Consider the following 11,317-nt stretch of genomic DNA (forward strand, 5'->3'; position numbering starts at 1 on the left):
GGGGCCCGGGGCCCCCCCCCCCCGCGGGGGGGGGGGGGGGGGGGGGGCGCCCCCCCCCCCCGCCCGCCACCCCCCCCCCCCCCACCCCCCCCCCCCCCCCCGCGCGCCCCCCCCCCCCCGACCTCTCCCGCAAGCGGGAGAGGTGCAGCGAACTCGTGGTTAGACCTACGCGCTCACGCCCACTCCGATCGGGCAGGACACGCCGGTGCCGCCCAGGCCGCAATAGCCAGCGGGATTCTTGGCCAGATATTGCTGATGATAATCCTCGGCAAAGTAGAATTCGCCGGCGGGTGCGATCTCGGTGGTGATGGTGCCGAGACCTTTTGCGGCAAGCGCCTTCTGATAGAGCGCCTTGGATTGATCGGCCGCTTTCTTCTGCGCGTCTGAAGTGGTGTAGATCGCGCTTCGGTACTGCGTGCCGACATCGTTGCCCTGGCGCATGCCCTGCGTCGGGTTATGGCTCTCCCAGAACGTCTTCAACAGCTTCTCGTACGACACCTTGTTCGGATCGAACACGACCAGCACCACTTCAGTGTGACCGGTGCGGCCGGAGCAGGTCTCTTCATAAGTCGGGTTCGGCGTGTGGCCGCCGGCATAGCCGACGGCGGTTGTGTAAACGCCATCGCTAAGCTCCCAGAACTTGCGCTCGGCGCCCCAGAAGCAGCCGAGCCCGAACACGGCCTGCTCGAGACCTGCGGGATAAGGCGGCTGCAACTTCGCGCCGTTGACGAAATGGGTGGTCGCGGTCGGAATGGCTTGTGCACGGCCCGGCAGCGCTTCCGTGGCGCTCGGCAATGCGGTGGTCTTGCGCATGAACAGCATGGACGGATCTCCAAGAACGAGCTGTCCGTCGCCTGGGGGCAAGGCGATGAGCCAAGCGCTCAGGCGGCGTGCTCGCGATCAGTTGGGAATATAGGTCTTTACGCGCGAAGGGGCAGCCCTGTTACGTGGCGCACGGGCCGGCTCTGTCGCGCGAAGCGAAAGCTCAATCTCGGGAATAGCCGATCAACGGCTTGCGCGGGCGGAACAGAATCATCAGGAGGATGCCGAGAATGCCGAGGACGGCGAAAACCGGCTGATCCAGCACCAGGCGGATCACCGAGGTCCAGAGCCAGGGCGCCTTGGCCTCGACCCAGGTCCGGAATGCCGTCTGGCTGGCCTGATTGATGTCGTTCCAGAACTGGCCGAAGCGGGTGAACCGCAGGGTCTGGTCGGCGACCCAGCGGGCGCCGTCGTAGACCATGAAGATGAACCCGCCGGCGAGCAGCAGCAGCCCAATCAGTCGGAAAAAGCCGCGGATCATGCCTCACCCTCTATAGTCGTCCGATCGGACGACCCTCGGAACGCCGCCAGCCAATACAAGGGAAACGGCAGAAATTCAACCTCTTCAGGGCGTTACGACATTCATCCCCACCCCGAGAGGCTGCTTGTCCAGCCCGGGAAAGCGTTGACGGTGCCAAAGACCCTCTCTATAAGGGCGCCAACTGGCGGCGGGCGCAATCCTGCCGCCGCTGTTCTTTGAGCAGTTGCAGGCTCCTTGGGCTTAGAGGCTCCTTGAGCTGAGAGGCTCTTTGGGCCTCAGAGACAGCCGCAAGGCCGTCGCTCTTGTTCCAGGAACAGCCTAGCAACCGAACACCCTAATTCCGAGCGTCGATTACGCGGTCAAGCAAGCCGGCGCTACCCGACCAAGACGCGACCGGTACCCGCAAAGGACATTGAGACCATGGCCAATACCACTTCCGCCAAGAAAGCGACGCGCAAGATCGCCCGCCGCACCGCCGTCAACAAGTCGCGCCGCACCCAGATGCGCGGTGCCGTGCGTAACGTCGAAGAAGCGATCAAGACCGGCGACCGCGCCGCAGCCGTGACGGCGCTGGCGAACGCCGAGCCCGCCTTGATGCGCGCCGCGCAGCGAAACATCATTCACAAGAACAATGCCAGCCGCAAAGTCTCGCGGCTCACCGCGCAGATCGCCAAGCTCGCCAAGTAAGCCGGCGAGTGATCTAGCAGCATTCGTTCGATCGGACGATCCGGTCGCACATCACATGCGTCAAACAGCCCGGCATCGCGCCGGGCTTTTTTGTTGCCCGTCATACTCACGCAAGCAGTCACGCGTCGAGCGACCTTCGATCGGAGGATTGCGACGTTTGCAGCATGATGCGTCCGTAGTTTTACCTGCGAATGGTTTTGCAACAGCGGAAACTTCCACCGCGGTGCAAAAAGTCCTTGCGGGGCGGGCTCAAGTTGAATTCGCGGCGCCTGCGAGTTCTGCACACCGTAGTTTCCCCGGATCGCGAGACGCAATGGAGTTACCCTGTCAAACGAGACTCAAAAAACGATGTCTCGCTAATCACTTATCGACATAGTGAGGCCAAGCATTTGGAAAATTCGCCAGCGCGTCGTGCGCGTGACGCTTTTGTAAAAAATTTTTGGCGGTGGCGGAGAATTGTCACATGAAACGTGGCGTCTTCGATTCTGAGCACGATTCCAAAAACTTGCTCTGAAGCCTGTGCACAAGTCCGCGTGGCGTTAACGCAGATCAAGATTTTTGATGCCTCAAGTGTGAATCAATTCCGTTGCGAGTCTTCCCGCATAGTGTATTCCTTAAGAGGTCAGCGGCGCCCACGATCTTGAGACCAGCGCGGTATCGGAAACGGGGCGAGCGTGCAAATCGGCGGCGATGTGCACGTAGGCGGCGCTTCAACAAGCGATTGTCGGATCAAAACCCACAGCAATGTGGGAACGGTAGCTTTTTGTCTGAATGTCTCCAAGCGGGATCTTTCTCTCGCGCTTAAGGGACATCTTGAAAGCTGCCCCGACAGGCATGATGGCGAGGCCGAGCGGACTAGTACACGGGCAGGCATCCGATGACGACGCGGGTGTCGTTTGGACACGCAGGACCTTGTCGTGAGCAATCACGGCAGGACGGGGAGGTATCATGTCTTACGAACTCAACGCGGTATTGAAACACATTTCGACTTCCAGAATTTCGACTTCCAGCGATGCCGTTTTAGATTCGTCGGACACCAAGCCTCCCGCGTGTCACGGAGCGCCGAGTACGCGCTGACCTCGCGACCCCTCCATCTCTAGACATTGCTGATCGGACGCGGCGTTTCCGCCGAACGGTCGAACCATGCCTGCAGATGAAATCGCTTGAGGTCCCGCCATTGCAAACATCCCTGGGCAGGTATCCCTGGCAGGAACTCTGCATGGCGCTCACCACGCAACCTTATCTCTCAAGAAAAGTTCTCAAATGATGACAACCCCGGAACAGGATCGCTGGTCACGCGTGAAGAGTCGGCTGCGCTCGAACGTTGGCGAGGACGTCTATACGAGCTGGTTTGCGCGCATGGATCTGGAAGGCGTCCAGGACGAGAGCGTGCGTCTGTCGGTGCCGACCCGCTTCCTGAAGAGCTGGATCCAGGCCCATTATGCCGAGCGCGTGCTGTCGTGCTGGCAGGCCGAGATGCCGGAAGTGCATCGCATCGATCTCACCGTGCGCTCGGCCGTGCGCCCGGTTGTGCAGCAGAAGGAAGCGCCCGCGCCGGTCGAAACGCGCCGCTCGCCTGCGCCGGAGCTGCGCTCCACCGCGACCGCGCCGGTCTCGGCCAATCATGATGCGCTCGGCGGCTCGCCGCTCGATCCGCGCCTGACCTTCGCGAGCTTCGTCGTCGGTCGCTCCAACACGCTGGCGCATGCGGCTGCGCGTCAGGTCGCCGAGGGGCGTCGCGGCGATCCCGTGATGTTCAATCCGCTCTACATCCATGCGGGCGTCGGCCTCGGCAAGACGCATCTCCTGCAGGCGGTGACCTGGGCCGGCAATTCCGGCAACGAGCGCAAGGTGCTTTATCTCACCGCCGAGAAATTCATGTACGGCTTCGTCGCCGCGCTGAAGACGCAGACGGCGCTCGCCTTCAAGGAAGCGCTGCGCGGCATCGACGTGCTCGTGATCGACGATCTCCAGTTCCTGCAGGGCAAGTCGACCCAGGCTGAGTTCTGCCACACGCTGAACGCGCTGATCGATGCCGGCCGCCAAGTCGTGATCGCGGCCGACCGTCCGCCGTCCGACCTCGAAAGCCTCGACGACCGCGTGCGCTCGCGGCTGGCCGGCGGCCTCGTGGTCGAAATGGCCTCGCTCGGCGAGGAGCTGCGACACGGCATTCTCAAGTCGCGCGTCGCCGCGGCCCGCGCCCATCATGCGACCTTCGAGGTGCCGGAGGAGGTGCTGACCTATCTGGCCCGCGCCATCACCCATAACGGCCGCGATCTCGAAGGCGCGATCAACCGCCTGCTCGCACACTCGAAGCTCAACAACCGGCCGGTGACGCTGGAGATGGCGGAGCACGAGGTACGCGACCTGATCCGGCCGCAGGAGCCGAAGCGGATCAAGATCGAGGACATCCAGCGCGTGGTGGCACGGCAGTATAATGTCAGCCGCTCCGACCTCTTGTCCTCGCGCCGGACCGCCAACGTGGTCCGTCCGCGCCAGGTGGCGATGTATCTCGCCAAGACGCTGACCCTGCGATCGCTGCCGGAAATCGGACGCCGTTTCGGCGGGCGCGACCACACCACCGTGCTGCACGCCGTTCGCAAGATCGAGGCCCTGGTTTCCAAGGACACGGCGCTGTCGGACGAGGTCGAATCGCTCAAGCGCCAGCTTCAGGAATAAACGCCTAGCCCTTATCCTTCCTTCCCGCCGCCCCGGCCCTGCCTGGGCGGCGGCCTTCTTCTGCCTGGGCGGCGGGCCCCGTCTTTGCGGGTAAATCGTGGGGAACTGTCGCGCAATCCCTTGAAACGGATGACTTTCCGCGCCACCTTGCGCGACCCTGACGGCTTTGGTCATATCGGCTGGATGATCCGGCCTTCCGGGGTCTTCGGTGCCGTGGCGCGCGTCCCGCCGCCCGGCTTTTCCAAATGTGTGTTTCCTTGGGGATCGGGCGAGTAGTGCAATGAAGGTTACGGTCGAACGCGCGCAACTCCTGAAGTCGCTGGGCCACGTCCACCGCGTGGTCGAGCGCCGCAACACGATTCCGATCCTCGGCAACGTGCTTGTTAGGGCCGAGAATGCGAAATTGTCGCTGAAGGCGACCGACCTCGACCTCGAGGTCACCGAAACGCTTGCAGCGGAAACCGCGACCGCGGGCTCCACCACCGTGCCGGCGCACATGTTCTACGACATCGTGCGCAAGCTGCCGGACGGTTCGCAGATCGTGCTCGAGGCCGACGGCGACCGCGCCGTGCTGGCGATCCGCGCCGGCCGCTCCCGCTTCACGCTGCAGACCCTGCCGGAGAATGATTTTCCGGATCTCGCCGCCGGCGACATGTCGCACTCGTTCAATCTCGCCGCCAAGGACGTCAAGCGGCTGATCGACCGGACCCAGTTCGCGATCTCCACGGAGGAGACCCGCTACTATCTCAACGGCATCTATCTGCACGCCGCAGGCTCCGCCAAAGCCGCCACCTTGCGCGGCGTCGCCACCGACGGCCACCGCCTCGCCCAGCTCGACCTGGTCCAGCCCAAGGGCGCCGAGGGCATGCCCGGCGTGATCGTGCCGCGCAAGACCGTCGGCGAGGTGCAGCGCCTGATCGAGGACAACGAGGCCGAGGTCACGATCGAGCTGTCGCAGGCCAAGATCCGTTTCACCATCGGCAATGTGGTGCTGACCTCGAAGCTGATCGACGGCACCTTCCCCGATTACGGCCGCGTCATCCCGCAGGGCAACGACAAGGAGCTCGTCGTCGACAAGAAGGATTTCGAGAACGCGGTCGACCGCGTCTCGACGATTTCCAGCGAGCGCGGGCGCGCCGTGAAACTCTCGCTCTCGCCGGGCAAGCTGGTGCTGTCGGTGACCAATCCGGATTCCGGCAGCGCGACCGAAGAGCTCGAAGTCGAATACGCGTCCGACGCCCTCGATATCGGCTTCAACTCCCGCTATCTGCTCGACATCGCCGCCCAGATCGAAGGCGCCGTCGCAACGCTCCGGCTCGCCGACCCGGGCTCGCCAACCCTGGTGCAAGACCGCGACGACAAGAGCGCGCTGTACGTGCTGATGCCGATGCGGGTGTGAGGGACGTGCTCCCTCGCGGACGCCAAATATTCCCTCATCAACCAAGCGCGATGCGCATTATCGCGCCCTCTCCCCTTGCGGGAGAGGGCAGCTCCGCTATCGGCCAAGGCCTCACTTGGGTGAGGGGTCCTCTCGCGGCACTTTCTATGTGGAGACAACCCCTCACCCGCCGTCGCTGCGCGACGGCACCCTCTCCCGCAAGGGGAGAGGGGAAGGGCAGCGCGCCCCAGCAACATTCAGAATGAGCGCCGATGCCGCGCGACCCACACCATCGGCCGACTGCCAGGCATCTTCGCCAGTTCGCCAAGAACATGCGGCACGAGCCGACGGATGCGGAAGCAGCGATGTGGCGCTTACTGAGGCATCGCCGGCTATCGGCGTACAAATTTCGCCGACAGGTTCCGATCGAGAACTACATTCTCGACTTCGTCTGCTTCGAGAAACGCCTCGTGATCGAGATCGACGGCAGTCAGCATGCGGAATCGCAACGCGACGCAGCGCGTGACGCAGCTCTCTCCACAGAAGGCTTTGTCATCGTGCGCTATTGGAACAATGACGTGTTGCAGCAGCCCGCTTCTGTATTGGAGGACATCCTTGCAAAGCTCGCCCTGCGGTAACATACCCCTCATCCGTCGCCTCACTTCGTGAGGCGCCACCCTCTCCCACAAGGGGAGGGGAAGAATCGCGGCCACGACGAAGATCTGATGACCCCCTCCCGCATTCATCGCCTGACGCTGACGCATTTTCGTAATTACCGGGCGGCGGGGCTCGAGGTGAAGGCTGACATGGTGGCGCTGGTCGGGCCGAACGGAGCGGGCAAGACCAATTGCATCGAGGCGATCTCGTTCCTGTCGCCGGGACGCGGCCTGCGGCGCGCGACGCTGGACGACGTCGCCGACAACCAGGGCGACGGCTCCTGGGCGGTGTCGGCACAGGTCGAGGGCGCGCTGGGCCTTGCCACGCTCGGCACCGGCATCGATCCGCCGCACGCAGACAGCCCGGTCAGCCGGCGCTGCCGCATCGACCGCGAACCGGTCAATTCGGCGGCGTCGTTCGGCGACCACATCCGCATGGTGTGGCTGACGCCGGCGATGGACGGGCTGTTCATGGGCGCGGCGTCCGAGCGGCGGCGCTTCTTCGACCGCCTGGTGCTTGCCATCGACAGCGACCATTCCAGCCGCATCTCCGCGCTCGAACGTTCGCTGCGTTCGCGCAACCGCCTGCTCGAGACCCGCAATTACGACGACCATTGGTGTGACGCGATCGAGCGCGAGACCGCGGAGCTTGCGGTCGCGGTCGCCGCGACCCGGGGCCAGACCGCGGCGCGGCTGACCGGCATGCTGAATGCCCGTGCGCAGGCCTCCGCCTTCCCCTCGGCGCAGATCGCGCTCGACGGCTGGATGGAGAACGCGCTGCTCAACGAGACCGCGACGTCGGTCGAGGACCGCTACCGCCAGATCCTGCGCGACAACCGTCCGCGTGACGCCATCGCCGGCCGCACCACGGACGGTCCGCATCTCACCGATCTCCAGGTGATCTACGCGCCGAAAAGCATGCCGGCGCGCGATGCCTCGACCGGCGAGCAGAAGGCGTTGCTGATCGGTCTGGTGCTGGCGCATGCAAGCCTGGTCGCCGAGATGACCGGCATCGTGCCGCTGCTGCTGCTCGACGAGGTCGTCGCGCATCTCGATCCTAATAGGCGCGCGGCGCTGTTCGCCGAGTTGCGCAAGCTCGGCGCGCAGGTGTGGCTGACCGGCGCTGACCCCGCCGCCTTCGCCGACATCGGCGCCGGGGGCGAGATCTTTGACGTCGAAAGCGGACAGTTATCGGCCCGGCAGTAGTCCCGCCGTTGAACCAGCCCCATTTCCGCCGCGACTAGTTGCGGGATGCGGCGCCGACGCTGTCGCAGCCGGTTTGCAATCGCGCAATGACATCACGCGCGAACCCCTGGAGAGTGAGATGCGGACGGTAGGGTCCGGGGCGCAGGCTCCGGCACGATGGTGGGCGTTTGCATGCGGCCTCGTCTTGCTCGCGACGTGCATGCTCGCGGCAAGCGCCGGCGCCTGGATGCCGCATCTCGCGCCGATGTTTTCGGCCGAACTCACGCCGGATTCCGATACCAGGCTGCCCGCGCCGACCCGCTACAGCTTTCGAGGAATCCACACCACCCTGATGCAGGGCGTCGAAGCGCCGCTTCGCGTCAAGCTCGAAGCCACCGTGCCCGCCGAGCTCGGCGACGTTCTCGCCTTCTACCGCAGGGAGCTCGGAAAGCTCGGCTGGCAGGAGCAGCACGATGGCGCCGTCCTCTCCGCTGATCACGTCCGGCTCGCGTTCGTCTCTCCGCTCGGGCCGGCCATGCTGGAGCTCGGCCGCAAGGACAGCAACACCTCGGTTCATCTCGTGCAGAAGAACTCGGATACAGCAACCCTGGCGAACGTCATGCCCGAACCGGGTCAGGCGAAGCTGGTGTTCAGCAATATCGGCGAGACGGAAGCCGTGCTCGGGATCAACGCGCGGATCATCAAGCGCGCCGCCGGCGCCAACGCCGTCTCGCTGGATCTGGCGCCCGGCCAATATTCCTACGAACTGGGCGTGCCCGGCCGTCCGGCCCACACTGACATCCTTAACCTCGCGGCCGGCGACGCCTGGGAGCTTACCGTCGGGCGCGACGGCGAGGCATGGTCGCCGCTCCAGCTGTATTGACCGGTCCGGAATCTTTGAACCTGCCCGGTTCCTGCCGCGACTTCTGGTCTGAGGCCCCCCCGACGGCGTCGCAGCCGTTGCAATCGCGCGCGCCCAAGCGCCCCGCGGCATCCTGGAGACGTAACAATGGCGATGGTCCCGCGCGGGATGCAAGTCCCGGCACGATGGCGGCTGCTTGCATGCGGTCTCTTCCTGATGGCGAGCTGCTCGATCGCGGCCGGCGCCGACGAGGGAATCGTCGACGTCCACGCGCTGCCGCAGCTCGAAGGTGCGGTGGAAGACACCTCGCGCCCCGATCCCTATCGCGTCGAATATCGCGTACCGACGCGGCAGGCCGTGACACTGCCCGCGGTCCAAAAGCTTCTGAGCGACAACGGCTGGGTGCCCTATGTGATGCCGCTGGAGGAGAAAAGCACGCTGCTGAAGTTCAGGAAGGGACGACAGGGTCTCTCCGTTCACTTCACGCAGGCGCTCGGACGGCCAGACCAGTCCGTGGTTTATTACACGACCGACCGGATCTACGGGAACGTGCCGTTTCCGGAAGGCGCCAGCGATATCGTGTTCGACGGGACCCGGCCCTACCTCGGCTGCATCGCGCCGACGCCGCTCGATGCAACGTCGGATTTCTATGCCAGCCAGATGACTGCGATCGGCTGGCAGAAGCTCACGCCGGAAACCGCTGCGCGCTGGACCACCAGCCTGGATGAGACCGTTCCCAACGGCCTGCGCGCGTTCTACGCGCATGCCGATAGCAAGGAGACCGGCTTCTATCAGCAGAAGCCCGTGATGCTGACGCTGACGCGCCGCGACGATGGCCGCACCCATGTCGATATCCGGGTCGCGCCCTTCGCGCTGCCCAGCGAGCTCAAGGCCGATAGCGATCTGGCCGGCCTGCCGCGGCCAAGCCCGACCAAGACGGCCAGGGGTCTCGGCGGCGCGAGCGACAACAAGCGCGAAATGTCGGCCGCCGCGATGGCCGAGTTGCCGGCCGTACTCGCCTTCTATCACCGCGAGCTCGCCGCGCGCGGCTGGCGGGAGGACGGAAGCGCGCCGCTCGCACCCGGTGATGAGGTCGCGATCAAGATCTCTTCGGCGGAGGAAACCGGCGTGCTGCGGCTCGGCCGCAAATATGATTTCACCATGGTCAGCCTGACCGCGCAGGTGAAGGACTCCGCGCTTGCCGCCCGCGCCAAGGCGAAGAAAGAGGCGGACGAGAAGTTCCTTGGGGATGCGTTAGGTGCAGCCAAGCAGCTCATCACTGTCGACGAAGCAAGACGCAAGGTGCAGGCGGCCGCATTGTCCGACGCGCCGCTGAATGCGCTCCCCGACAGCAAGACTCCGGTGCCGCTGCCCGAAACCGCCGAAGGCGTGACATTTGAGGGCGACGACGGCAGGCTTGAATTCTCCTCGACTTCGAGCGTGAAGGCGCTTGCCGCGTTCTATCGCGCATCGCTCAAGCCAGCGGGCTGGAAGGAGCAACCTTCCGTCATCAACCAGCCCAACATGGCGGTGATGGAATTCTCCAAGAGCGGCAAGTCGATCTCGATGACCGTGATGCAGATGGGGCCGAAGGTGAACGTTAGCGCCAACGGCTCCGGTCTTGTTATCGTCGCGGCCAAGCCCGTCGAGGCCAAATCGACCCAAGCCAAGGCGGTCCAGGCCAAATCGAAGGAGCCGCTCACGCCCGATCCCGATTCGGCCCTGCCGGTGCCGACGCAGCACAGCTCGACCGGCATCAGCTCCACGAAATTTCCCGGCAGCGACCAGTCCTTCCGGACCGAGCTCGAAGCCAGCATCCCCGCCGAGCTTGGCGAGGTCCTCGCCTTCTATCGCGCGGAGCTGGCCAAGCGGGGCTGGCAGGAAAAGACCGACGGCGCGACCGTCACTGCCGAGCGGGCGGAGCTCGCGTTCACCTCGCCGCAGGGACCAGCCGTGCTGAAGCTCGGCCGCGCCAGGGATGAGACGACGGTCAGCCTGGTGCAGCGGAATCCGCAGGCCGCGGCCAAGGCCGACATCATGCCGAGGGCGGGACAGGCGAGGCTGATGCTCGGCAATATGGGGCCGAAGGAAGCATCGCTGACGATCAACAATCAGACCGTGAAGATCGCGGCCGGCGCCGGCGGTCCGCAATCGCCGAAAGGCCCGATGCTCGATCTACCGCCCGGCAAGTACCAGTACGCGCTGCGTCTGCCGGGACGCCCTGCTCGCACCGAGACCCTCACCGTTGCCGCCGGCGATGCCTGGGGCCTCCTGGTAGGGCCAAACGGAGACGTGCTGCCGCTTCAGATGTATTGAGCTGCAAGGCCGTTCCGGGGCGTTCCAGGCGCTTCGGAACGCCCCTCCTCCCCGCAAAATCCACGCCTTCCAGAGCCCGAAACGGCGCCTCGAATCGCGCTTTTCCCAAGCCGCCGAATCGGCCTTCGAAGGCCTTGAAAATCGGCCGAAAAATCCCATCTAATCAAAGGCTTGCCGGAAGATACTTTGCGCTAGGCGCAATCCGTCTTTCGTGGCACAAATAGCCCGCATATCAGCGCCTTTTGCGCCGC

9 protein-coding genes are annotated in these 11,317 nt (G+C 64.6%); 7 read left to right on the plus strand and 2 right to left on the minus strand.

Annotated features, from left to right (window positions below; genetic code table 11):
- Nucleotides 1-165: 165 nt before the first annotated feature.
- Together msrA and AC0L21_RS14035 are read right to left on the minus strand one after the other, a co-directional pair.
- A complete protein-coding gene (gene msrA, locus AC0L21_RS14030) occupies nt 166-822 on the minus strand; it encodes a peptide-methionine (S)-S-oxide reductase MsrA (RefSeq protein WP_473262380.1) in 657 nt (218 codons plus the stop codon).
- 163 nt (nt 823-985) lie between these two features.
- On the minus strand, nt 986-1,303 hold the full coding sequence (locus tag AC0L21_RS14035; RefSeq protein ID WP_007616084.1) for a hypothetical protein: 318 nt from the start codon (nt 1,301-1,303) through the stop codon (nt 986-988).
- Between the two features lie 420 nt (nt 1,304-1,723).
- On the opposite strand from AC0L21_RS14035, the gene rpsT reads away from it, so the two are divergent.
- The 7 genes from rpsT to AC0L21_RS14070 all read left to right on the plus strand — a co-directional run bounded on the left by rpsT (nt 1,724) and on the right by AC0L21_RS14070 (nt 11,066).
- On the plus strand, nt 1,724-1,990 hold the full coding sequence (gene rpsT / locus AC0L21_RS14040) for a 30S ribosomal protein S20 (RefSeq protein ID WP_007598259.1): 267 nt from the start codon (nt 1,724-1,726) through the stop codon (nt 1,988-1,990).
- A gap of 1,266 nt (nt 1,991-3,256) precedes the next feature.
- Complete coding sequence (gene dnaA / locus AC0L21_RS14045) at nt 3,257-4,669, plus strand: chromosomal replication initiator protein DnaA (RefSeq protein WP_026233035.1); 1,413 nt, start codon at nt 3,257-3,259, stop codon at nt 4,667-4,669.
- 280 nt (nt 4,670-4,949) lie between these two features.
- Nucleotides 4,950-6,068: a DNA polymerase III subunit beta gene (gene dnaN / locus AC0L21_RS14050; protein ID WP_473262382.1), complete on the plus strand. Its 1,119-nt coding sequence runs from the start codon at nt 4,950-4,952 to the stop codon at nt 6,066-6,068.
- A gap of 251 nt (nt 6,069-6,319) precedes the next feature.
- Nucleotides 6,320-6,685, plus strand: coding sequence for an endonuclease domain-containing protein (locus AC0L21_RS14055; protein WP_473262384.1), 366 nt, complete (start codon nt 6,320-6,322; stop codon nt 6,683-6,685).
- An 87-nt stretch (nt 6,686-6,772) separates the two neighbouring features.
- Entirely contained in the window at nt 6,773-7,909 is a 1,137-nt protein-coding gene (recF, locus tag AC0L21_RS14060; protein ID WP_473262386.1) for a DNA replication/repair protein RecF, read from the plus strand.
- A gap of 118 nt (nt 7,910-8,027) precedes the next feature.
- Entirely contained in the window at nt 8,028-8,771 is a 744-nt protein-coding gene (locus AC0L21_RS14065; RefSeq protein WP_473262388.1) for a hypothetical protein, read from the plus strand.
- Nucleotides 8,772-8,897: 126 nt separating this feature from the next.
- Nucleotides 8,898-11,066, plus strand: coding sequence for a hypothetical protein (locus AC0L21_RS14070; RefSeq protein WP_473262390.1), 2,169 nt, complete (start codon nt 8,898-8,900; stop codon nt 11,064-11,066).
- Nucleotides 11,067-11,317: the final 251 nt, after the last annotated feature.

The sequence above is a fragment of the Bradyrhizobium sp. WSM4873 genome (assembly GCF_055811355.1).